Raw genomic sequence first — 21,281 nt, 5'->3', positions numbered from 1 at the left:
GGTGATGCCCCCGCTTCCAGTCTCGGATGCGCGGGACCCCTGCTCGATGGGTCGAAGGTCCCGGACGTGTCAGGCCGTCCGGCACTCCCCGGCGCGATCAACCGGTGAGAACGTGGCGACGCCGGGAGCCCCAGACGACAGGACGAGACCGCAGGGAGACCCGATGACCCCGTGGATCCTGGCCTATGACGGCTTTGACCCCGCAGCGGAGGGGCTGCGGGAGGCTCTCTGCACCCTTGGGAACGGCTACTTCGCCACCCGAGGAGCCGCCCCCGAATCGTCCGCGGACGACGTCCACTATCCGGGGACCTACGTGGCGGGCTGCTACGACCGCCTGACGGCCGAGATCGGCGGGCGGCGCTTCGGCAACGCCGACCTGGTGAACATGCCGAACTGGCTTCCCCTGACGTTCCGGGCCGCCGACGGCGAGTGGTTCGACCCCGACCGCGCCCTCCAGGAGGACCGGCTGCTCTCCTACCACCAAGAACTCGATCTCCGGCGCGGCGTCCTGACCCGCCTCGTGCGTTCGCGTGATCGGGCGGGACGGAGGTTCCGCGTGGCCCAGCGCCGCATGGTGTCCATGGACGATCCGCACCTGGCCGCGCTGGAGACCACGATCGTCGCCGAGAACTGGTCCGGTGCGCTCCAGATCCGGTCCGCACTGGACGGACGGGTCGTCAACGCGGGTGTGGAGCGGTACCGGAACCTGCCGGGAGTACATCTGAGCCGCGAGAAGCCTCCGCCCACGGCCGACCCGGAAACGCTGCTCCTGCGCGCCACGACGGTCTCGTCGAAAATCGGGGTCGCGGTGGCGGCCCGCACTCGGATGTCCGTCCCGGCCGAACACGCTCCTCTGACCGAGCCGGGCCGGGCCGGACAGGACCTCACCGTCGACGCTCAGGAGAACGTCCCGGTCACCGTCGAGAAAATCGCCGCCGTCTTCACCTCCCGCGACCGCGCCGTCGAGGAACGGGGGGAGGCCGCGCTGGCGGCCGTCACCCGGGCCGGGGGCTTCGGCGCCCTGCTGGAGCGGCACACGCTGGCGTGGACCCGGCTGTGGCGGCGCTGCCAGCTCAGCGTCGACCACTCCGAGGTACAGCGCATCCTCAACCTGCACGTCTTCCACCTGCTGCAGACGGTGTCAGGGCACAGCGTGGAACTGGACGTGGGCGTCCCCGCCCGCGGCCTGCACGGCGAGGCGTACCGCGGTCACGTCTTCTGGGACGAGCTGTTCATCCTGCCGTTCCTGACCATGCGGTTCCCCGAGATCGCGCGGGCCTTGCTGATGTACCGGTGGCGGCGGCTGCCGGCGGCCCGGCGCGCGGCGGACGACGCCGGGCACCGCGGCGCGATGTACCCCTGGCAGAGCGCCGCGGACGGGCGCGAGGAGACCCAGCGCGTCCATCTGAACCCGCGATCGGGCGGCCTTCGCCTCGAACCCCGCCTTCCCGCCGCGGTCGACCGGCTCCGGCTCGGCCTCCGCTTCCGGGGCCACTGGGGCATCGACCTGACCTGCCGCCGGGACCTCGTCCGGGTCGCGCTCCGTCCCGGCGCCGCCTCCCCCATCCGCATCTCCTACGCCGCCGAGGACATCGAGATCGCCCCCGGCGGGGCGTGGGAAGCCCCCCTCCACGACGGCAGGCCCGCCCCGTCGACGGGCTGACCGGACGACGGCGACCACGTGATCCGCGCCGAGCTGCCCGGCATCGACCCCGACAGGGACGTCGAGATCACCGTCGCCGGCGGCGTCCTGCGCATCCACGCCGTGCGCCACGAGGAGAAGAAGGACGTGCACCGGTCGGAGTTCCACCACGGCTCCTTCACCCTCCCCGCGGACACCAAGGTCGACGACATCAAGGCGTCCTACGACAAGGGCATCCTCACCGTCCGCGTGCCGATGCCCAAGGCCGCCAGGGCCGAGGCCAAGCGGATCGCCATCGAGAAGTAGAACGGGACGTCCCGGCGAGGGCATCGGATCGAGCACTCGATCCGATGCCCTCGGCCGCCTCGGGACGGCGGAGTCAGCGCGCGTGGACGACCGCCACCGGGCAAGGGGCATGGTGGACCAGGGCGTGACTGACCGATCCGAGGAGCAGGCCGCGGAAGCCGCCCAGGCCTCGTGAGCCGACGACCAGCAGGCGTGCCTCGTCGGCCGCGTTCATGAGCACGTCGCGCGGCGGCCCGGGGACGATGTCGATCTGAACCTTCACCTCGGGGTGGAGTTCCCGGGCCGGGATCATCAGCCTCGCCAGGTGAGCCCGCGCGGCATCACGCATGCCGGCCTCGTCCACCAGCGGGGGGATCTCCCGCACGGGCACCTCTTCCCAGGCGACGACCGCGCGCACGTCCCAGCCGTGCGCGTCGGCCTCGGTGAAGGCCATCGCCAGCGCCTCCCGGGAGGCCGGTGAACCGTCCACGCCCACCACGACTCGTCCGTCCCCCTGTTCCGGCGGCGGGACGGGCTCACCCCTGACGATCACGACGGGGCATGGGGCGTGCGCGGCCACCTGGGCGCCGACCGACCCCAGCACGAGTCCGACGAACCCGCCCAGCCCCCGCGGGCCGAGCACGATCAGGTCCGCGCCGTCCCCGGCCTCGATCAGCCGGGCGGCCGCCTGCCCCCGTGCCAGCACTCCCCGCACGCTCAGCTCCGGCGCCGCCTTCCGTACGTGCTCGACGCCGGTGTTGAGGGTCTCCTCCGCCAAGGCACGCAGGTCGACGACCGGCATGGCGACCGGGCCTCCGACGTAGACGTCCCAGACGTGGAGCACGGTCAGGGCAAGGCCGCGGGTCCGGGCCTCGTCAGCCGCCCACGCCAGGGCCTGCTCGCCACCGGTCGAGCCGTCGTAACCAACGACCACACCGGTGATCGGCTCATCGTTCATGAGGCACTCCCCTCTCAAAGACCTGGTCACTTCGAGCTTCGCCCGCCGGAGCCGTGTCGTGAGAGGGGCGAGAGTCCAGAAGAACAGGGACCTTCGGCCCTCCGGGACAGCGTTGACGGCTCCCCCCCCACTTTGGTCGGCGGTGAGGGAGCGAACGTCCTCGGCAGACGGGACCTTCGCGTCTGACCCGTCCGACCGGCCGGCGCAAGCCTGGAGATGAGCCCGTTCAGGCCTCCCGTCAGCGGAGGCGGCGTAGGTAGGGGTCCCATGCCCGGCCGGGTGCGAGGCGGACGCGGGCGTCGACGGCCACGACGCCGTCCGGGCGGACGATGGTGGGGTTGAGGTCGAGTTCGGCGATCTCGGGGTGATCGGCCACCAGCCTGGACATCCGCAGCAGGGCGTCACGCAGGCCCGGGACGTCGCCGGCCGGGCGGGCGGGATGGCCGATGAGCAGCGCGGACAGGCTCTTCTCGCTCAGCCCGCGGTGCAGGTCGCGGACCGCGTCCCGGTCCGCCTCGCCCAGCCGCTTGATCTCGACCTGCGTTCCATCGGTCAGCAACGCGAACACGCGCGCGGGGGAAGGGCTCTCAGTCATGCCCCCGGCGTCGACCGGGGCGGTCTGCGTCCCAAGGTCACCGATCATCGGGACCTTCGTCCCCCAACCGGCAAAACCCCCGCACCCTGCGGGATCGGCGGTCGACGCGCCCCTGGAGGCACTCGGCGTCCACGCCTACGCGGGCCGGCGGCAGGTCGTATGGCCCACGCCAAGGGGACCAAGGTCTCTGGGGCGGTTTCCGCGCAAGGTCAATTCTGACGCCACCGGCCCATGGCACAAGGGAGGCCCACGTTGTCCGGCGCGACTCCGAACGAACTCGACATCCAGGTCACGACCACCAAGGACGTCCCTCAAGAGGACGTGCGGCGGGCACGCGAGAGCGTCATCCGGGCGCTGGCCCATGCTCCGAGGCCCGTCCTGTACGCCAAGGTCACGCTCAGCGTCCTCTACGATCCCGCCGTGCCCCGGCCCAATCTGGCGTCGGTCCGGGTCGACCTCAACGGCCGGCCGGTCAACGCCCACGCCGCGGCGGCCTCGATGCCGGAGGCCATCAGCCTGGCCGGCACCCGCCTGCGCGCCCGCGTGGAGAACACCACCCGGTACCGCAAGACCCATCGGCCTGCTTGACGCCTGTGCGGGACGGGTGCCGACGACACCGGGACGAAGGTCCCTAGGGGGGCGCCGGCGATGCGGCGGACAGTGAAATCGGCACCGTCGCCGCCACCGGACGGCGCGCCGACACGAAGGAGCTCCGCCATGGCGAGGCAGATCACCCATGGTTCGACAGTCCTGGCCTTGGAGCACCGCGTCGCGGTGCTGGAGCGGCAGGTCGCCGCGCTGACCGAAGCCGCCCGTCTGCTGGCCGCCGCGCTGGAGGGCACGCCGCTGGACCCCGCGGGCGACGCCGCCGCCCCGACGGCGCGACGCGCGCACGAGCTGCTTCTCCTGCCGCCGCTGACGTCCACCAGCCCCCATTGACCCCCGAAGGAGAAGGACATGTCCACGCAACGAAGAACGATCCTCCTCGGAGCCGATGGCTCGGTTCCGTCCGATCGCGCCATCGGCTGGGCCGCGGACGAGGCAGCACGGACCGGCAAGGCCCTGCTCATCCTCCACGTCGTGGAGACCGCCACCCTGGACCTCCCGGGGCGCACGACCGACGGCATCTCCGAGGCGCTCGCCGAAGCGGGAGACCGGATCCTGCGAGAAGGCCGGGCGCTGGCGTCGAAGCGGCAGCCGGAGCTCGCCGTCGAGACCATGCTCGTCCACGAGCGGAACGTGCCGGCCGGGCTGCGGCAGTACGCCGGCGAGGCCGCCGAGGTCGTGATCGGTCACCGCGGCCGCGGTGGCTTCGCCGGGCTGCTGCTCGGCTCCGCGGGCCTGCGCCTGGCCGGGCACTACCCGGGCCCGGTGATCGTGGTCCGCGATCAGGACGGCACCGCGACGGGCGAGGTCGTGGTCGGCCTCGACCTGGCCGAGGACCCCGGAGCCGTCCTCGACCACGCCTTCACCGCGGCCACCGTCCGGGGCGCCCAGCTGCGGGTGCTGCACGCCTGGCATCCGACGGCGCTCGCCGTCGAGTCCGGCGTCGACCTGCAGATCACCGCCGAGACCTTCCGCGGTCATCTGGCCGCCGCCCTGGCACCCTGGCGTGACCGTTACCCGGACGTCAAGGTCGTCGAGGACGTCGCCCTCGGCCACCCGGTCGACATGCTCGCCACGGCGTCGGCGCACGCCGACCTGGTCGTCGTCGGGTCCCGGGGACGCTCGTTCCCGCTCGGGTCGGTAAGCCACGGCGTCATCCACCACGCCCACTGCCCCGTCGCCGTCGTCCGCCCCTACGACTGATGACGGCCGCTGACCGCGCGACCGGCCCGCCGGAGGCTGGGGCCGTGGATGGCGTCGGCCCTGGTAGTCGGGCCGAAGGTCCCGGCTCTAGGGGACGCTCGGCACTGACCCGCGAACCCTGTCGGGCGGGATGGTGGAGGTGACCGAGGGAGATCACCGTTGTGGATCACTCCCGAAGCACGGTCCGAGTCCGGGAGGAGCCATGAAACGCCGTACCGTCGAGGACGTCATGACCAGGAACGTCGTGACGGTGACCGAGGACACCCCGTTCGCCGAGATCGCCGGCGCGATGGCCGAGCACCGTGTCAGCGCGGTGCCCGTCCTGGACGAGGACGGCCGCCTCGCCGGCATCGTCACCGAGGCCGACCTCCTGCGCAAGGAGGAGTACAGGGGCGGCGCGGAGCCGCGCCGGCTCACGCTGCGGCGGCACGCCAAGGCGGAGGCCAAGGCCGGGGCCGTCGACGCCCGCGGGCTGATGAGCCGCCCGGTCGTCACCGTCCCGCCGCACACCTCCATCGCCCAGGCCGCGCGGTTGCTGAACACGCACGGATTCAAGGCCGTGCCCGTCGTCAAGAACGGCCACCTCGCCGGGATCGTGGCCCGCCGCGACCTGCTCCAGGTGTTCCACCGCTCCGACACCGACATCCGCGACGAGATCATCAACGACGTCCTGATCTGCAGGCTCTGGCAGGACCCCGCCGACGTGCACGTCCGCGTCCAGGAAGGCGTCGTCCACCTCACCGGGCGCGTCGAGCAGAAGAGCCTCATCCCGATCATCGTGCGCATGACCGCCGCCACCGAAGGCGTCGTCGACGTCGTCCACACCCTCGGCTTCGATCACGACGACACCCGCCCCACCCCCTACCCGAGGGCGTGAGGCACCTCTCGGGGTAGGGACCACGAAGGGGCTGAGAGGGGAGAGCCATGCTGGTCCGCGAAGCGATGACCTCACCGGTGGTGACGACTGCTCCGTCGGCCACCGTCCGGCAGGCCATCCGTGTCCTCCACGAGCGGGACGTCACCGCGCTTCCCGTGGTGGACGCCGAAGGCCGGCTCGTGGGGATCGTCAGCGAGATGGATCTGCTGCGCGGTGAGTTCGAAGCCGACCCCCGTGCCTTCGCCCGGCCCCGGACGGCCCCGTCCGCGCCGGCTCCCCGGCATGTCGAGGACGTCATGACCCGCGATGTCCGGACCGCGCGGCCGACCACCGACGTCGCCGAGCTCGCCGAGATGATGGTCCGCACCCGGATCAAGAGCGTCCCCGTGGTGGACGCCCGCGCCGTCGTCGGCGTCATCAGCCGCCGCGATCTCATCGCGATGCTGGCCCGCGGCGACGCACGCATCCGCGACGACGTGGTGGCCGCCATCAGCGAGATCGCGCCGGGAGGCCCGCCGTGGGAGGTCTCCGTCGAGGACGGCGTCGTGGAACTGCGAGGTCCCCACGACGAGCAGGCACAGCGGATCGTCGAAGTGCTCGCTCGTACCGTCCCCGGAGTCACCCGTGTCCGCGTACGGCCGGCCGTCCAGCCCTGACGTCCCCCGCACCGCTGGCACCAGGGCCTTTGCCCGGCCGCCCGCGAGGAGGAGCCATGACCACGAACCCACCGCTTGAACAGCGCACCGTCGCCGAATTGATGACCCGTGACCTGCTCACCATCGCTGCCGACGAGTCCGTCCTGATGGCCTGGGAGCTGATGTGCAGGGCCGAGGTCCACCATCTGCCGGTCACCGATGTCGAAGGCGGATTCCTCGGCGTCATCGACGCCCACACGCTCACCGCAGCCTGGAACGCCACCACTCCCCGCGACGCCCGGCGTCCCGTCACGACCCTTCTGCCTTCCCGCTCCCCCTCAGCGGTGCGCCCCATGGCCACCGTCCCGGAGGCGGCACGGGCCATGCTGGAGGCGGACACGGACTACGCACCGGTGACGGACGAGCACGGCGCCCTGGTCGGCCTGATCACCGCCCGAGACCTGATCGGCGCCCTCGCGGGCGTCCACCGTGAGATCCCCGAACGCGCCGGAGGCATGCCGTCTCTCTACAGGATCGAGCCTGTTCTCCCCCGTGAGACCCCGGCTCACCATGCGGGTGGCAGCGGCCTCGACCCCGACTGATCCCGCCGCCTCATCGTGAAAAGGCCCGGCAGGCGCCGGGCCTTTGACTCGCCGCCTCTCACGGTGCGGCGGGCGTGGGGACGACGGCCACCGGGCAGTGCGCTTGATGGAGAAGCGCGTGGGTCACCGCGCGGGCACGCGGCACGGTCAAGCCCTCGCGCGGATGCGAACCCGCGATCACCAGGTCGGTGTCACGGGACGCGGCGACGAGCGCGGCGGCGGGGTTGTCCTGGACGATGTCCTCCACGACCTGCACACCGGGGAAGCGTTTGCGCATCGGTGCGTGGGCCTCGATGACACGCCACCGGGCCCGCTCCTCGATGCGGCGGATGTCGGCGCCCGCTCCAGGCTCGTCCAGTGCCTTGGGGAACGGCCAGGCGTGCACGACGCGGAGCCTGGCCTCCCGTGCGGCGGCGGCCCGGAACGCGTACTCCAGGGCGGCGGAGTCGTCGCCGAGGCCGACGCCCACGGCGATCTCGCCGCGCTCGCCGTTCGGTTCGCCGCGCACCACCACGACCGGGCAGGCGGCATGGCGGACCGCGCCCAGCCCGACCGACCCGAGTACCAGGCCCGTGAACCCGCCGAGGCCGCGGTTCCCCACCACGAGCTCGAACGCCTTCTCCGAGCGCTCCGCCAGGGCCCGGACGGTGCGCGCGGACGTCAACTCCCCGCTGACGGTCAGCTGGGGTCGCCGGGCGCGGGCGACGCGCTCGGCGTCCGCCAGCACCTGTTTCCCTTCCCGCGTCAGCGATCTGGCCTCGCCGGGGGCGGTGTCGAGCGGGATGTCGAAGGGCCATTTCTCCACCGCGTGCACGATGGTCAGGGCACGCCCGTAGCGGGCGGCCTCGTCGGCGGCCCAGGCCACGGCACGTTCGGACGGCACCGAGCCGTCGGCTCCCACGATGATCGGATCGGACATGGTCAACACCTCTCTCGATTCCTCCCCCGGCGGATCTCCCGCCGGGGCGGGCCGGTCAACCGTCCAGGGGCATGACGACCACGGGGCAGCTCGCGTGGTGCAGAACCGCGTGGTTGACCCGGCCCAGCGCCATCCCGATCAGGCCGGTCCGGCGGGCCGCTCCGACGACCACCAGCGCGGCGGTCCGCGAGGCCTCGACCAGGGCCTGGGACGCCGTGCGGTCGGAGATCAGCTCCTCGACCTGGACGTCCGGCTGGTGCTCGCGGAGACCCGCGAGGGACTCCGACAGCTCCATGTCCTCGATCACCCGCCTGCGCGGGGAGCCGAGGTCGCCGCCCACGGCGTGCAGCGCCAGGATCCCCGCGCCCCGCGAAGCGGCCTCCTCGGTGGCCCAGCCGAGCATGGCGCTCTCACCGGGCCGGCCCTCGACCCCGACCACGATCCGTGCCGGCGCATCGGCCGGATAGGGCGCCTCTCGCGGCACCACCAGCACCGGGCAACGGGCATGCGCGGCCGTGTAGAGCCCGACCGAGCCGAACAGCAGCCCCTCGAAACCGCCCAGCCCCCGCGACCCCACGGCCACCATCGCCGCCTGCCCGCTGCCTTCCACCAGCGCACTTCCCGGATCGGTCCGCGCCAGCCGCGTGCCGATGCCGACATCGGGGTGCAGCTTCAGCGTGTACTGCCGCGCCTCGGCGAGCAGGTCCTCCCGTTCGGCGACCAGCCGGCGCAGCGCGTCGGGCGGGATCGTGCCGTCCTCCACCAGTGCGCGGGACGCGTGCACCAGGTCCAGGGACAGCCGGTGCCGGACGGCGTAGTCGGCGGCCCAGTCCAGAGCACGCCAAGCGTGCGCTGACCCATCGATGCCCACGATGACCTGATTCGGCATTGGGCTCCCCTCCAGAACCTGGCGGCGTGATGTCCACTTCGACGCTAGATCGCCTCGCTGCGGCGGTCCCGGGCCGAAGGTCCCGAATGCCAGGGCCGAGGGGCCAGTCGCCGCTACCTGCCGAGCGCTCGCAGCGCCGCCGCCTCGATGCCCTCGGCGTCGAGTCCGTAGTGGCGGTAGAGGTGCGTCGGGGGGCCGATGAGCGCGTACTCGTCCGCGATGCCGTGCCGGACGACCCGGGCGCCGAGCCCCGCCCCCGCGACGGTCTCGGCGACCGCGCCGCCGAGACCGCCGAGGACGCTGTGCTCCTCCACGGTGAGCAGGAGCCCCGACCGTCGCGCGGCGTCCAGCACCGCGGTCTCGTCGAGGGGTTTGACGGTGTGCATGTCCAGGACGCCCGCCGACACCCCGGCGGCGTTCAGCTTCGCGGCGGCGCCGAGCGCCGGATGCACCATCGAACCCGTCGCGACGATGGTCAGGTCGTCTCCGCGCCCGTGCTCGATCGCCTTGCCGATCTCGAACCGCGGATCGCCTTCCCGGTACACGTCGGGATCCTGGCCGCGTCCGATGCGGAAGTAGACGGGGCCGGGGCAGGCCGTGGCGGCGCGGAGGGCGGATCCGAGCTGCGCGGCGTCGGCCGGCGCGATGACGGTCAGTCCCGCGATGCTCCGCGTGATCGCCAGGTCCTCGGTCGCGTGGTGGGACGTGCCGTAGAAGCCGAGGGTGATCCCGGCATGGTGGCCGATCAGCCGGACCGGCAGCCGCGTGTACGCGGTGTCGGTGCGGATCTGCTCGCACGCGAGCAGCGCGAGGAACGAGGCGAAGGTCGCGACGTACGGCTGGAGCCCGGTGGCGGCCAGGCCGGCGGCGGCCGAGACCATGTGCTGCTCGGAGATGCCGAACTGGACGTACCGCCCGGGGTGCCGCTCCTGGAAGCGGACCAGGCCGTTGGAGTACTTGAGGTCGGCCGTGCCGACGACGAGGGGATGCCCCTCGTCCACGAGGTCGGCCAGGGTCCCGGCCAGGACGTGCAGGCCGGGCGCGCGGTCCAGGAGGTCCGTGAGCTGCCAGGATTCCGGTCCCAGGGCGGGGGCGGAGGTCATCGGGCGCTCCTCAGCTCGTCGATGGCGTTGATCTCGTCCGGCTCGGCGAGCCAGCCGAGGTGCCAGCCGAAGTCGCGTTCCATGTAGGAGATCCCCTTGCCCTTGACGGTGTGCGCGATCACGGCCGCCGGGCGGGCGCGGTCCGGGTCCGCGGCGAGGGAGCGGAGCAGGGTGAGCAGCGCCCCGGCATCGTGCCCGTCCACCTCGTGGACCTCCCAGCCGAACGCCCGCCACTTGCCGGCGAGCGGCTCGATGCCGGTGACGTCGTCGACCCGGCCGTCCAGCGAGTACCCGTTCCGGTCGACGATCGCCACGAGGTTGGACACGCGGTGGTGCGCGGCGGCGAGCGCCGCCTCCCAGATCTGCCCCTCGTGCAGCTCGCCGTCGCCGAGCAGGACGTACACGTTCGACGGTCGCCCCTGCATGCGCAGGCCGAGCGCCATCCCGGTGCCGGTGGACAGGGCGTGCCCGAGCGATCCGCTGCTGAAGTCGATGCCCGGGATCCGCGTCATGTCGGGATGGTCGCCGAAGGCGCTGCCCAGCCGGGTGTAGCCGTCGAGCTCGGACGGGTCGAAGAAGCCCCAGTCGGCGAGCAGCGGGTAGAGGGTCGCGGCGGCGTGCCCCTTGCCGAACAGGAAGCGGTCGCGGTCGGGCCAGTCGGGCTCGCCGCGCCGCAGGTCCATGACGCCGTAGTAGAGGGTGGCGAGGATCTCGGCGCACGAGAATCCCGAGGCGTAGTGGCCGGTCTTCGCGATCGATATGAGCCGGACCGTCTCCAGCCGGGCGAACAGCGCCCGTTCCCGGATCAGGTCCACGAGCTGGGCGTCCGCCGCGGCGGGCGGACGAAACTGATCTACCATGCGGCCGAAAGTACTATCCAGCGGACAGCATGTCCATAGAGTAAGACGAACTGGTTGGACGGGTTGTCCGCTGAGCGATAACTTTGGTGCGTGGCGACTGAAAACAACCTCATGCTGGTGCGCAAGGTGTCCGGGCTGCTGGACCACCTCGCGAACGGAGAATCATCCGCGGCCGACATCGCGGACGCGATCGGCGAGCCGCGCAGCTCGATCTACCGGCTGCTGTCCAGCCTGCAGGCCGAAGGGCTGGTCGAGCCCGGCAGCCGCCGGGGCAAGTACCGCCTCGGCTTCAAGCTGCTGCCCCTCGCCACCGCCGTGGTCGCGCGCTTCGACGAGCGGACGTTCGCGCGGCCGACGATGGAGCGCATCCACGAGCTGACCGGCGAGACGGTCTTCCTGTGCGTGCCGCGCCGCGACGAGGCCGTGTGCATCGAGCGCATCGACGGCAAGCGCGTCCAGTCGCTCGCCCTCCAGCTCGGCGGCTCCCTGCCCCTGCACGCCGGAGCGGCGGCGCGGAGCATCCTCGCCCACCGGGACGAGAAGGAGTGGGACGCCTACATCGAGCGCAACGCGCCCCTGCACCGGTTCACGCCCTCGACCCCGGTCGAGCCCGGTGACCTGCGGCGGGTCCTCGCCGCCACACGGGCGGGCGGCATCTCGATCAGCGATCAGGACGTCACGCTGGGCGTCGCAGCCCTCGGCGTGCCCATCACCGACTACCGCGGCCGGCTGCGCGCGGCGCTGTCCATCAGCGGGGTGCGCGAATCGATCCTCGGGCCCGACTCGGCGTCCTGGCGGGCCGCGCTGGTCGAGGCCGGCCAGGAGATCTCGCGCGCCTTCGGCTCCGACGTGGCGCGGCCCGACCTGCTCGACCTGGGCTGACGCGCTCCGTTCACCTCCTTCCGCAAAATGTCCCACTGTCTAGACATCTCGTCCGCCTTATGAGAATGTGGGGCCTCATCACGGGCTGAGTGACCTGTGGGAAGGAGGCGACACATGCAACAGGGCCTGACGGGACGGGTGGCCCTCGTGACGGGCGCGGGCAGCGGCATCGGGCTCGCCTGCGCGCGGCACCTCCACGCGGCGGGCGCGCTCGTCGCGGGGGCGGATCTCCACGTCGACGCCCTCCGCGAACTCGGCGGCCCCGACCGCGTCCTGCCCCTCACCGCGGACCTGCGCGAGGCGGACGCCGCGGCGGCGCTGGTCGCGGCGGCGGCCGAGGCGTTCGGCCGGGTCGACGTCCTGGTGAACAACGCCGGCGCCGCCGCGGTACGTCCCGGATTCCTCGACACGACCGACGCGGACTGGACGTCGACGCTGGAGCTCAACCTGCTCGGATACGTCCGGGCGGCCCGCGCGGCCATCCCCGCCATGCTCGACGGCGGCGGCGGAGCGCTCGTCCACATCGCGTCCGAGGCCGCGCGCATGCCCAACCCGCGCCTGCCCGACTACAGCGTCTCCAAGGCCGGCGTCCTGATGCTGTCCAAGGTCCTCGCGGCCGAGTTCACCCCGGCCGGCGTCCGCTCGAACGTCGTGTCGCCGGCCTTCATCCGGACCCCGCTGTACGACCGTCCCGGCGGCCTGGCGGACTCGCTCGCCGAGGAGTTCGGGGTGGACAGGGAGACGGCGCTCACCCGCTACGTGGAGCTCAACCGCATTCCGGCCGGCCGGCTCGGCACGGTCGACGAGGTGGCCTCGCTGGTCGCCTATCTCGCCTCCGACCAGGCCGGCTTCGTCTCCGGCGCGAACTTCTGCGTCGACGGCGGCGTCACGCCGGTCGTCTAACCCTGATGAGGACATCCCATGAAGGCAGTGAACCACCCCCGCCGCCTCACCCGGTTCGCGGCGGCCGCCGCCGCGGGCGCCGCGGGCCTCGCGCTGGCCGGCTGCGCCGCGTCCGAGGCGGGCACCGACGCCGAGACCTCGATCGGCGTCGTGCTCAACGCGGCGTCCAACCCCTTCTTCCTCGCCGAGGGGAAGGCCGTCCAGGAGGCCGCGGCCGCCCGCGGCGTCAAGGTCTCGGTCCAGTACGCCAACGCCGATGTCAGCGCGCAGACCGACAAGATCGACACGTTCGTCCGGCAGCGGGTCGACGCGATCATCGTCGACGCGGTCGACTCCGACGGCATCGGCCCCGCGGTGCTGCGCGCCAAGCAGGCGAAGATCCCCGTGGTGGCCGTCGACGTCGCCGCGGCGGGCGCCGACGCGACCGTCACCAGCGACAACGTGCAGGCCGGCCGGGAGGCGTGCAAGTACCTGATCGGCGGGCTCGGCGGCCGCGGCGAACTGGCGATCGTCGACGGCTCCGCCGTCTCGGCCATCGGCGACCGGATGAAGGGCTGCAAGGAGGCCATCGCCGCCAACCCCGGCATCACGGTCGTCGCCACCCAGCGCGCCGACCTGACCCGCGACAAGAGCATGAAGGTCACCGGCGACATCCTCACCGCTAACCCGGGCGTGGACGGCTTCTTCGGCGTGAACGACCCGACGGCGGTCGGCATCGCGCTCGCCGCCGGGCAGCACAAGGCCGACGTGAAGATCGTCGGAGTGGACGGGGCACGGCAGCTCACCGACCTCATCGGCAAGGGCCCGATCATCGGGACGGCCGGCCAGAACCCGCGCGAGCTCGGCCGCTCCGGACTCGACCTGGCGATCAAGCTGGCCGGCGGGGAGAAGGTGGACCCGAAGCCCAAGCTGATCCCGACCGTCCTGGTCAACGCCGACACCCTCGACGACTACGAGAGCTGGGGATGAGCGCGGCCGGGCCACCGGAGGGCGCCGTCGCGCGCCTGACCGGAATCGAGAAGTCCTACCACGGCAACCCCGTCCTGCGGGGGGTCTCACTCGGCCTTGAAGCGGGACGCGTGCACGTGCTGGCCGGCGAGAACGGCGCCGGCAAGTCCACCCTGATCAAGATCCTCACCGGCATCGAGCGGGCCGACCGCGGCGAGATCGTCCTCGACGGCGTCCCGGTGGCCCTCACCGGGCCCCGCGACGCCCGGGAACGCGGGCTCGCGGTCGTCCACCAGGAGCTGAGCCTGGTGCCGGAGCTGACCGTCGCCGACAACCTGCTGCTCGGCCGCGAGCCGCGCCGCCGGGCCGGCCGGCTCGACCGCCGCCGGGCGCGCGCGACGGCGCTGGAGGCCCTCGGCCGGATCGGCGTCGACCTCGATCCGGACGCCAAGGTGGCCAGGCTCAGCACCGGCCGCCGGCAGCTCGTCGAGATCGCCCGTGCCCTGGGCGAGCGGCCGCGGCTGCTGGTGCTGGACGAGCCCACGGCGGCGCTATCTCAGAACGAGGCCGACATGCTTCTCAGCACGGTCGAGGACCTCCGGGCCGAGGGCCTGGCGCTGCTGTACATCAGCCACCGGATGGAGGAGATCTCCCGCGTCGCCGACCACGTCACCGTCCTGCGGGACGGCGTGGTCGCCGACTCCATGACGCGCGCCGAGATGACCGAGGACCGGGTCGTCACGTCCATGGTCGGGCGGCCCGTCCAGGATCTCTACCGGCACGACCGCGCCCCCGCCGCCGACCGGATCAGGCTCCGCGTCTCCGGGCTGCGCTCGCCGGACGTCCGTCCCGCCTTCTTCGAGGTCCGGGCCGGGGAGGTCGTGGGGGTCGCCGGGATCGTCGGGGCCGGCCGCAGCGAGCTCGGCCGGCTGATCGCCGGCGCCGACCGCGCGGACGGCGGCACGGTGACCGTCGACGGCGCGACCGTGGCCGGCGGGAGCCTGGGCGGCCCGCTCGCGGCCGGGATCGTGATGCTTCCCGAGAGCCGCAAGGAACAGGGGCTGTTCCCGCAGATGTCGATCGCCGACAACGTGTGCGCCGGGACCTCGAAGGGCCGCCGCGCCCTCGGCCGGACCAGCCCCGCGAGCATGCGCGCGGCCGCGCGGCCGCTGACCGAGGCCATGCGCGTCCGGGCGACGGGGCTCGCCCAGCCCGCCGGCCAGCTCTCGGGCGGCAACCAGCAGAAGGTGCTCCTCGCCCGATGCCTCGCCCGCGATCCCTCCGTCCTCATCCTGGACGAGCCGACGCGCGGCGTGGACATCGGCGCGAAGGCCGACATCTACGCCCTCATCGGCGACGTCACGCGGCGCGGCGTCGCCGTGCTGCTGATCTCCTCCGAGCTGCCGGAGGTGCTCGGCCTCTCCGACCGCGTCCTCGTCATGCGGCGCGGCGAGATCGTCGCCGAGCTCGCGGGACCGGCCAAGACCGAGGAGAACGTCATCCGCCACGCGACCGGCGTCGCCGGCGACCGCACGACAGCCAGCGAGGTGAACTCGTGAAAGGGACAACCGCCCCCGGCGGCCCGGCGGCCCCCGCCGGCCGCACGCACCACGACCGGCTCCGACGCCGCGTCACCGCCGCCGCCGACCAGGCCGGCGTGGCCGGCGCGCTCGTGGTGCTCGTGCTCGTCTTCGCGGCGTCGGCGCCGTACTTCCTCACCGTGGACAACCTGCTGGACGTGGCGCGGCAGATCTCCGTCACGGCGATCCTGGGCGCCGGCCTCACGTTCGTCATCATGACGGCGGGCATCGACCTGTCGGTCGGCTCGGCCGTCGGGGTGACCGCCCTCTTCGCGGTGCGGCCCGTCCTCGACGGCTTCCCGCCCGCGATCGCGGTGCTGGCGGCGCTCGGAGCGGGACTGGTCATCGGCACCGTGAACGGCGTCCTCGTCGCCCGGCTCAAGCTCGCCTCGTTCATCGTCACCCTCGCCGCGCTCACGTACCTGCGGGGCGTGACCTACGTGGGAACCGACGGCAAGACCCTGTTCTCCACGACCCTCGGCTACGCGTGGATCGGCAATGGAACGGTCCTCGGCGTGCCCGTCCCCGTGGTGATCATGGTGATGGTCTTCGCCGCCGGCTGGTACCTGCTGAACCGGACCGTGTTCGGACGCTGGGTGCACGCGGTCGGCGGCAACGAGGAGGCGGCCCGGCTGGCGGGCATCCCCGTGCGGCGGGTGCTGACCTGCGTGTACATCATCTCCGGGCTCTGTGCGGGGATCGGCGGCGTGATCGCCTCCGCACGGCTGCAGAGCGCGGTGCCCGACCTCGGCACCGGCTACGAGCTGTCGGCGATCGCGGCGGTCGTCCTCGGCGGCACGTCCCTCATGGGCGGGAAGGGCTCGCTGGTCGGCACCCTCGTGGGCGCGGCGATCATCGGGGTGCTGGTCAACGGCATGACGCTGCTCGACGTCTCCAGCTTCTACCAGCAGATCATCCAGGGAGTCGTGATCGTGCTGGCCGTCGCGGTCGACCGGCTGCGCGTACGCGAGGCGCCCGCGCCGGGTGTGGCCGCGTGACCCGTAAGGACCCGCTGTGCCCAGGCGACATCCCTGAGAACCGGAAGGACATCATGATGACCGACGAGAGCCCGCCGGGCGGGGACGGCACCGTCCTCGTCGCCGGTGCCCACGGCGTGGTCGGCGGCGCCGTCGTCCGCGCCCTGCTGGAGTCGGGCGGGCGCGTCGCCACGGTCGCGCGGCGCGGTCCGGTCGGGCCGCCGGACGGCCCGCCGGTCGGCGACCACCTCCAGGTCGACCTGCTCGACGCGGCGGCGACCCGCGCCGCGCTCGCCGCCCGCCCCGACATCACCGCGATCGTCCACGCCGCGTACATCGAGCGCGAGACGATGGCCGCCACCGTCGAGCCGAACGTCGCGATGCTGCGGAACCTGCTCGACGCCGTGCACGGCTCGCCGTCCCGGCTGCGGCACGTGGTGCTCATCGGCGGCGGAAAGTCGTACGGGGAACACCTCGGCGGCTACAAGACCCCGGCGAAGGAGTCCGATCCCCGCTTCCTCGGGCCGATCTTCTACAACGACCAGGAGGACCTCCTCCACGCCGACGCCGCCCGCGCGGGCTACACCTGGACGGTGCTGCGCCCGGACGCGGTGATCGGCCCGAGCCTCGGCTCCCCCATGAACATGCTGACCGGCCTCGCCGTCTACGCCGGCGTCTGCCGCCACCAGGGCGTCCCGCTGCGCTTCCCCGGCTCCCCCGCCGCGTGGGGCGCGCTCCACCAGGCGACCGACGCCCGCGTCCTCGCGCGGGCCGTCGCCTGGGCGCTGCGGTCACCGGCGGCGCGGAACGAGGTCTTCAACGTCACCAACGGCGACAACTTCCGCTGGCGGCACCTGTGGCCGGAGATCGCGGACTTCTTCGGAACGCCGGCCGCGCCGCCCCAGCCGATGTCGCTCGCGGAGCAGATGGCCGACAAGGGCCCGGTGTGGGACGCGATCGTCCGGGAGCACGGGCTGCGGCCCACCGCCCTCTCCCGGATCGCGTCCTGGCCGTTCGTCGACGGCTGGTTCGCCGCCGGCGACGACATGGTGCAGAGCACCATCAAGATCCGCCAGGCGGGTTTCGGCGACTGCGTCGACACGCATGTGAGCTTCCTCGACAACCTCGCGATGCTGCGCGACCTCTCCCTCATCCCCTGACCCAGCATGCCCCGGAGGCAGACATGACCACGACCATCGCGACGGACTGGCTCACCCGGTTCGGCGACGCGCTCGAACGCGGGGCCGACCTGTCCGGGCTCTTCGCCCCCGAGTGCCACTGGCGGGACGTCGTGTCGTTCACCGGCGATCTCCGAACGTTCTCGCACACGCGCGCCCCCGCCGAACTCTCCGCCCGCCAGCCGCGGGCCAAGGCGGCGAACCTCCGCCTCGCGGCCGGGCGGACGCCGCCGCGGGAGGTGGAGCGCAACGGGGTCACCTGTGTCGAGGCGATCTTCGAGTTCGACCTCGCGGTCGGCCGCGGGCTCGGGGTGGTCAGGCTCGTGCCCGGACCGGACGGCCGGTGCGTGGCCCGGAACCTGTTCACCGCGCTGGAGGAGATCGCGGGCCGTCCGGAGCCCGTGGGCGCGCACCGCCCGACCGGCCAGGCCGACTCCTCCAAGTTCGGCGGGCCCAACTGGCTCGACCGGCGGCACGCGGCGGTCGCCTACGCCGACCACGACCCCGACGTCCTGATCGTCGGGGCCGGGCAGAGCGGCCTCGCCCTCGCCGCCCGGCTCGGCCGGCTCGACGTGGACGCGCTCGTGGTCGACGCCCACGAGCGCCCCGGGGACAACTGGCGCAAGCGCTACCACGCGCTCACCCTGCACAACGCCGTCTGGCTGAACGACCTGCCGTACATGCCGTTCCCGCCGACGTGGCCGGTGTTCGTCCCGAAGGACAAGCTCGCCGGATGGTTCGAGGCGTACGTCGAGGCCATGGAGATCAACTTCTGGGGGTCGTCGACGTTCGAGCACGGCGCCTTCGACGAGGCGACCGGGACCTGGGAGGCGCGGATCCGCCGGGCGGGCGGCGGGCACCGCACCCTGCGTCCCCGGCACATCGTCCTCGCCACCGGGGTGAGCGGCATCCCGTACCGGCCGGACCTGCCCGGCCTCGGCGACTTCGGCGGCCGGGTGCTGCACTCGGCCGACTACACGGGCGGCGCCGACCACGCAGGTGAACGGGTCGTCATCATCGGGACCGGTAACAGCGCCCACGACATCGCCCAGGACCTGCACGCCAACGGCGCGGCCGTCACGATGGTGCAGCGCAACTCCACCACCGTCGTCAGCGTCGACCCCAGCGCGGCCCTCGGGGACGCGTCCTATCTCACGGCGCCGACGCTGGAGGACAGCGACCTGATCGGGCTGTCGGTGCCCTACCCGGACCTGGTGACCGGGAGCAAGGCGCTGACGGAGGCGATGAGGGAGATGGACGCCGACCTCATCGCCGGGCTGGAGCGGGCGGGCTTCCGCACCGACTACGGCGAGGACGGCACCGGCCAGCAGATGAAGTTCATGCGCCGCGGCGGAGGCTACTACCTCAACGTCGGCTGCTCCGAGCTGATCATCTCGGGCGCGGTCGGCCTCGCGCAGTTCGCGGACACCGACCGCTTCGTCAAGGAGGGGCTCCGGATGAGGGACGGCTCCGTGCTCGGCGCCGACCTCGTCGTCCTCGCCACGGGCTTCCACCCGCAGCAGGAGAACGTGCGGCGCCTCATGGGCGACGCGGTCGCCGACGCCGTGGGGCCGATCTGGGGGTACGACGACGAGGGCGAACTCCGCAACATGTGGCGGCCCACCGCGCAGCCGGGCCTGTGGTGCACCGCGGGCAACTTCCAGATGTGCCGCACCTACTCCAAGGTGCTGGCCCTGCAACTGCGGCTGGCCCTCGACCGTCACAGCACCTGAACCATGGACCGTGGGGGCCGGCATCCGGTGTGCGGCCGGCACCCCGGCGTCGTCCGGTTGCCCGTCGACCGCGGCCCTGCACCGCGAAGGCCGGATGGGGCGGGCCCCATCCGGCCTTCCGTGGCGTCAGCGCGAGCAGACGAAGCTCTGGGCGTTGTCGGCGTCACCCGAGCGGTACTTCGGCCAGCGCGGGTACTCGCAGAGCGGGCGCGTTCTGCCGCTGCGGCCGTCTATGACCACCGGCTTGGAAGGCGGCCGCCCCTTCTCGACCCATCGCTCCAGGGCCGAGAGCGAGTCCCAGTTGGCGGCGAAGGCGGGCGCGCCGAAGTTGGCGTGATTCGCGCCCGGCACGAGGTAGTACCGCATGAATCCCCGGGTCTGCCCGTAGCCCATCTTGTCGAGCACTCGCTCGTAATAGTCGTTCGTCGAGCGGTGGGAGACCAGCTCGTCCGCGGAACCGTGGAGCAGGAGCAGTTTCCCGCCGGAGCGCGCGAACGGGCGAAGGTCGGAGTTGTTCCGGTCCTGGATGGTGGACAGGTGACTGATGCGGGGAAGCCACTTTCCCGGTCGCCGGGGGTCGACTTCAAGGGAGTTGTGATCAGGATCCCTCGTCAGGAAGTATTTCACCCACTGATCCCAGTACTGCATCCCATATCCGCTCGTCGTCGGCATGGGGTTGGCGGGCGCGGACGTGCCGAACCCGAGGAATGGCGTTCTCATGTCGGCGCCCGAAAGGAGGGGGAACCCAGGGTATTCCTTCTCACCGCTGGCGATCCGGTACTTCCAGCGGAACGGCTTGGACGCCGCGACCACCGACGCTATCTGCCGATCCGACAGGCACGTCGGCCCGGTGTCGGCACCGCGCGGGCAGCGAAGCACACGGGGATCGAAGTCGCAGCCGGCCTCATTCGAGATGACCTTGTCCCTGAGCCCGTCCCGGCCGTCGCACTTCGCTACAACGCTGTTGTAGAGGAGCGTCTGCTTTTCGGGCCCCGGGAACGCGCCGGGTCGGGACATCACCTGCGCGAGATACCCGAGATCCAGGATCTCGGCCATGTTGTTCCAGGCAGGGTAGGCGGAGATGACGCCATCGAAGGCGCCGGGCCACCGTTGCGCGACGATGAGGGCCTCGCGACCACCGGTCGACCCACCCGAGAAGTAGGACCGGCCGGGACCTGCGCCGTAGCCATGACGGATGAGGAACATGGCGGCGTCGCGGGTCTTCCTGAGCGCGTCACCGGCGGCGAAGTTCCGCACCGCCTCGTCGTTCACGCCGAAGGACCCGTCCAAAGACCCGGTGGGACCTGCTTGGTGCCCGGAGTCACTTGCGAACGTCGCATATCCGCGAGCCAGCGGCGCCAGCCGATCGGCGCGTCCAAATGGCACGTTCTGCGCGATGTCGGGAATCGTGCCGTTGTATCCGCCGCCACCGAACATCATCGCTTTGCGATTCCAGTCGACGGGCATGCCGATCCGCAGCTTGATGTTCGGCGCCGAGCGATCGACGGGGAGGAGCGCGGCGTCGACCCTGCAGTATTCGACCGTCTCGCCGCTCACGACCTGAGTGACAACACTCGCCGACTCGACACGGCCGCCCTTGGTCGGGAGGCTGATCGCCGACGCCGGGATCTCTCTACCCGCCAACTCTGTACACCTAGGCGTCGTGCCCGCCGCGGCGATGGACGGCGGCGGCGCGAGGACCACCGCCGCGCTCACTGACGCGATGACGAGCCCCAGTCCAGCACGGATCGAGTTCGACGTTCCACGAGCTCGCGGCGCTCGGCTCATTGCGGACACCTCCTGGAGGCTGGCACGCTGTGCCGTAAAATCACAACATGTCCGACACTGGGTGCCAGTGTGTCATGCGTCACAAGGACCCGCAAGTGTCCTGCCGAACCCGCCCCGC

Annotated in this window: 22 protein-coding genes; 15 read left to right on the top strand and 7 right to left on the bottom strand. The window is 72.2% G+C overall.

Going from position 1 to position 21,281, the window contains the following annotated elements; genetic code table 11:
- Nucleotides 1-163: 163 nt before the first annotated feature.
- Entirely contained in the window at nucleotides 164-1,663 is a 1,500-nt protein-coding gene (locus tag K8Z49_RS48775; protein ID WP_412517266.1) for a glycosyl hydrolase family 65 protein, read from the top strand.
- Between the two features lie 18 nt (nucleotides 1,664-1,681).
- Nucleotides 1,682-1,948, top strand: a complete 267-nt coding sequence (locus tag K8Z49_RS48770; protein WP_021592362.1) for an Hsp20/alpha crystallin family protein — start codon at nucleotides 1,682-1,684, stop codon at nucleotides 1,946-1,948.
- Between the two features lie 73 nt (nucleotides 1,949-2,021).
- Here the strand turns inward: K8Z49_RS48770 and K8Z49_RS48765 are convergent, their stop codons facing one another.
- On the bottom strand, nucleotides 2,022-2,885 hold the full coding sequence (locus K8Z49_RS48765) for a universal stress protein (RefSeq protein ID WP_021592363.1): 864 nt from the start codon (nucleotides 2,883-2,885) through the stop codon (nucleotides 2,022-2,024).
- A gap of 238 nt (nucleotides 2,886-3,123) precedes the next feature.
- Nucleotides 3,124-3,480: an acetate--CoA ligase family protein gene (locus K8Z49_RS48760; RefSeq protein WP_412517265.1), complete on the bottom strand. Its 357-nt coding sequence runs from the start codon at nucleotides 3,478-3,480 to the stop codon at nucleotides 3,124-3,126.
- 252 nt (nucleotides 3,481-3,732) lie between these two features.
- Between K8Z49_RS48760 and K8Z49_RS48755 the strand changes: the two genes are divergently transcribed.
- From K8Z49_RS48755 to K8Z49_RS48730, 6 genes are all read left to right on the top strand, one after another.
- Complete coding sequence (locus K8Z49_RS48755) at nucleotides 3,733-4,068, top strand: hypothetical protein (RefSeq protein ID WP_412517264.1); 336 nt, start codon at nucleotides 3,733-3,735, stop codon at nucleotides 4,066-4,068.
- Between the two features lie 129 nt (nucleotides 4,069-4,197).
- The gene (locus K8Z49_RS48750; RefSeq protein ID WP_412517263.1) at nucleotides 4,198-4,419 is read left to right on the top strand and encodes a hypothetical protein; all 222 of its coding nucleotides are present in this window, start codon (nucleotides 4,198-4,200) and stop codon (nucleotides 4,417-4,419) included.
- Nucleotides 4,420-4,437: 18 nt separating this feature from the next.
- Nucleotides 4,438-5,289, top strand: coding sequence for a universal stress protein (locus tag K8Z49_RS48745; protein ID WP_412517262.1), 852 nt, complete (start codon nucleotides 4,438-4,440; stop codon nucleotides 5,287-5,289).
- 202 nt (nucleotides 5,290-5,491) lie between these two features.
- Complete coding sequence (locus tag K8Z49_RS48740) at nucleotides 5,492-6,166, top strand: CBS domain-containing protein (protein WP_021592368.1); 675 nt, start codon at nucleotides 5,492-5,494, stop codon at nucleotides 6,164-6,166.
- Between the two features lie 47 nt (nucleotides 6,167-6,213).
- Nucleotides 6,214-6,822, top strand: coding sequence for a CBS domain-containing protein (locus K8Z49_RS48735; RefSeq protein ID WP_021592369.1), 609 nt, complete (start codon nucleotides 6,214-6,216; stop codon nucleotides 6,820-6,822).
- Between the two features lie 56 nt (nucleotides 6,823-6,878).
- Nucleotides 6,879-7,403 (top strand): HPP family protein, encoded by a 525-nt coding sequence (locus K8Z49_RS48730; protein ID WP_021592370.1) that lies wholly within the window; start codon nucleotides 6,879-6,881, stop codon nucleotides 7,401-7,403.
- Nucleotides 7,404-7,461: 58 nt separating this feature from the next.
- On the opposite strand, the gene K8Z49_RS48725 is transcribed toward K8Z49_RS48730, so the two are convergent.
- The 4 genes from K8Z49_RS48725 to K8Z49_RS48710 form a co-directional block, all read right to left on the bottom strand.
- Nucleotides 7,462-8,322: a universal stress protein gene (locus K8Z49_RS48725; RefSeq protein WP_021592371.1), complete on the bottom strand. Its 861-nt coding sequence runs from the start codon at nucleotides 8,320-8,322 to the stop codon at nucleotides 7,462-7,464.
- A 55-nt stretch (nucleotides 8,323-8,377) separates the two neighbouring features.
- Nucleotides 8,378-9,211 (bottom strand): universal stress protein, encoded by an 834-nt coding sequence (locus K8Z49_RS48720; protein WP_412517261.1) that lies wholly within the window; start codon nucleotides 9,209-9,211, stop codon nucleotides 8,378-8,380.
- Nucleotides 9,212-9,324: 113 nt separating this feature from the next.
- Nucleotides 9,325-10,314: a transketolase family protein gene (locus tag K8Z49_RS48715; RefSeq protein WP_021592373.1), complete on the bottom strand. Its 990-nt coding sequence runs from the start codon at nucleotides 10,312-10,314 to the stop codon at nucleotides 9,325-9,327.
- A complete protein-coding gene (locus K8Z49_RS48710; protein ID WP_021592374.1) occupies nucleotides 10,311-11,174 on the bottom strand; it encodes a transketolase in 864 nt (287 codons plus the stop codon). The genes K8Z49_RS48715 and K8Z49_RS48710 overlap by 4 nt, the downstream gene beginning before the upstream one ends.
- A gap of 90 nt (nucleotides 11,175-11,264) precedes the next feature.
- On the opposite strand from K8Z49_RS48710, the gene K8Z49_RS48705 reads away from it, so the two are divergent.
- The 7 genes from K8Z49_RS48705 to K8Z49_RS48675 all read left to right on the top strand — a co-directional run bounded on the left by K8Z49_RS48705 (nucleotide 11,265) and on the right by K8Z49_RS48675 (nucleotide 19,375).
- Nucleotides 11,265-12,056, top strand: a complete 792-nt coding sequence (locus K8Z49_RS48705) for an IclR family transcriptional regulator (RefSeq protein ID WP_024933975.1) — start codon at nucleotides 11,265-11,267, stop codon at nucleotides 12,054-12,056.
- 114 nt (nucleotides 12,057-12,170) lie between these two features.
- Complete coding sequence (locus tag K8Z49_RS48700) at nucleotides 12,171-12,959, top strand: SDR family NAD(P)-dependent oxidoreductase (RefSeq protein ID WP_021592376.1); 789 nt, start codon at nucleotides 12,171-12,173, stop codon at nucleotides 12,957-12,959.
- A gap of 18 nt (nucleotides 12,960-12,977) precedes the next feature.
- Entirely contained in the window at nucleotides 12,978-13,928 is a 951-nt protein-coding gene (locus K8Z49_RS48695) for a substrate-binding domain-containing protein (RefSeq protein WP_412517260.1), read from the top strand.
- Entirely contained in the window at nucleotides 13,925-15,466 is a 1,542-nt protein-coding gene (locus K8Z49_RS48690) for a sugar ABC transporter ATP-binding protein (RefSeq protein ID WP_024933974.1), read from the top strand. The genes K8Z49_RS48695 and K8Z49_RS48690 overlap by 4 nt, the downstream gene beginning before the upstream one ends.
- A complete protein-coding gene (locus K8Z49_RS48685; RefSeq protein ID WP_412517259.1) occupies nucleotides 15,463-16,485 on the top strand; it encodes an ABC transporter permease in 1,023 nt (340 codons plus the stop codon). Before K8Z49_RS48690 ends, K8Z49_RS48685 begins: the two co-directional genes overlap by 4 nt.
- Nucleotides 16,482-17,624 carry an SDR family oxidoreductase gene (locus K8Z49_RS48680; RefSeq protein ID WP_412517258.1) on the top strand — a complete coding sequence of 381 codons (1,143 nt, stop codon included), beginning with the start codon at nucleotides 16,482-16,484 and terminating at the stop codon, nucleotides 17,622-17,624. Before K8Z49_RS48685 ends, K8Z49_RS48680 begins: the two co-directional genes overlap by 4 nt.
- A gap of 23 nt (nucleotides 17,625-17,647) precedes the next feature.
- On the top strand, nucleotides 17,648-19,375 hold the full coding sequence (locus K8Z49_RS48675; protein ID WP_021593875.1) for a flavin-containing monooxygenase: 1,728 nt from the start codon (nucleotides 17,648-17,650) through the stop codon (nucleotides 19,373-19,375).
- A gap of 126 nt (nucleotides 19,376-19,501) precedes the next feature.
- Here K8Z49_RS48675 and K8Z49_RS48670 read toward each other — a convergent pair whose 3' ends face one another.
- Nucleotides 19,502-21,163: a tannase/feruloyl esterase family alpha/beta hydrolase gene (locus K8Z49_RS48670; RefSeq protein WP_111833271.1), complete on the bottom strand. Its 1,662-nt coding sequence runs from the start codon at nucleotides 21,161-21,163 to the stop codon at nucleotides 19,502-19,504.
- Nucleotides 21,164-21,281: the final 118 nt, after the last annotated feature.

The organism is Actinomadura madurae, from assembly GCF_047130825.1.
Classification (GTDB): Bacteria; Actinomycetota; Actinomycetes; order Streptosporangiales; family Streptosporangiaceae; genus Spirillospora; species Spirillospora madurae.
Note: the sequence above shows the minus strand (reverse complement) of the source record. Positions and strands in the feature narration are given on the sequence as shown.

What these genes read in the sequence shown, in the direction of transcription:
- K8Z49_RS48775 (WP_412517266.1), top strand. Translation starts at nt 164, where the DNA reads ATGACCCCGTGGATCCTGGCCTATGACGGCTTTGACCCCGCAGCGGAG.
- K8Z49_RS48765 (WP_021592363.1), bottom strand. Translation starts at nt 2,885, where the DNA reads ATGAACGATGAGCCGATCACCGGTGTGGTCGTTGGTTACGACGGCTCG.
- K8Z49_RS48760 (WP_412517265.1), bottom strand. Translation starts at nt 3,480, where the DNA reads ATGACTGAGAGCCCTTCCCCCGCGCGCGTGTTCGCGTTGCTGACCGAT.
- K8Z49_RS48750 (WP_412517263.1), top strand. Translation starts at nt 4,198, where the DNA reads ATGGCGAGGCAGATCACCCATGGTTCGACAGTCCTGGCCTTGGAGCAC.
- K8Z49_RS48745 (WP_412517262.1), top strand. Translation starts at nt 4,438, where the DNA reads ATGTCCACGCAACGAAGAACGATCCTCCTCGGAGCCGATGGCTCGGTT.
- K8Z49_RS48740 (WP_021592368.1), top strand. Translation starts at nt 5,492, where the DNA reads ATGAAACGCCGTACCGTCGAGGACGTCATGACCAGGAACGTCGTGACG.
- K8Z49_RS48735 (WP_021592369.1), top strand. Translation starts at nt 6,214, where the DNA reads ATGCTGGTCCGCGAAGCGATGACCTCACCGGTGGTGACGACTGCTCCG.
- K8Z49_RS48730 (WP_021592370.1), top strand. Translation starts at nt 6,879, where the DNA reads ATGACCACGAACCCACCGCTTGAACAGCGCACCGTCGCCGAATTGATG.
- K8Z49_RS48725 (WP_021592371.1), bottom strand. Translation starts at nt 8,322, where the DNA reads ATGTCCGATCCGATCATCGTGGGAGCCGACGGCTCGGTGCCGTCCGAA.
- K8Z49_RS48720 (WP_412517261.1), bottom strand. Translation starts at nt 9,211, where the DNA reads ATGCCGAATCAGGTCATCGTGGGCATCGATGGGTCAGCGCACGCTTGG.
- K8Z49_RS48715 (WP_021592373.1), bottom strand. Translation starts at nt 10,314, where the DNA reads ATGACCTCCGCCCCCGCCCTGGGACCGGAATCCTGGCAGCTCACGGAC.
- K8Z49_RS48710 (WP_021592374.1), bottom strand. Translation starts at nt 11,174, where the DNA reads ATGGTAGATCAGTTTCGTCCGCCCGCCGCGGCGGACGCCCAGCTCGTG.
- K8Z49_RS48700 (WP_021592376.1), top strand. Translation starts at nt 12,171, where the DNA reads ATGCAACAGGGCCTGACGGGACGGGTGGCCCTCGTGACGGGCGCGGGC.
- K8Z49_RS48695 (WP_412517260.1), top strand. Translation starts at nt 12,978, where the DNA reads ATGAAGGCAGTGAACCACCCCCGCCGCCTCACCCGGTTCGCGGCGGCC.
- K8Z49_RS48690 (WP_024933974.1), top strand. Translation starts at nt 13,925, where the DNA reads ATGAGCGCGGCCGGGCCACCGGAGGGCGCCGTCGCGCGCCTGACCGGA.
- K8Z49_RS48675 (WP_021593875.1), top strand. Translation starts at nt 17,648, where the DNA reads ATGACCACGACCATCGCGACGGACTGGCTCACCCGGTTCGGCGACGCG.
- K8Z49_RS48670 (WP_111833271.1), bottom strand. Translation starts at nt 21,163, where the DNA reads ATGAGCCGAGCGCCGCGAGCTCGTGGAACGTCGAACTCGATCCGTGCT.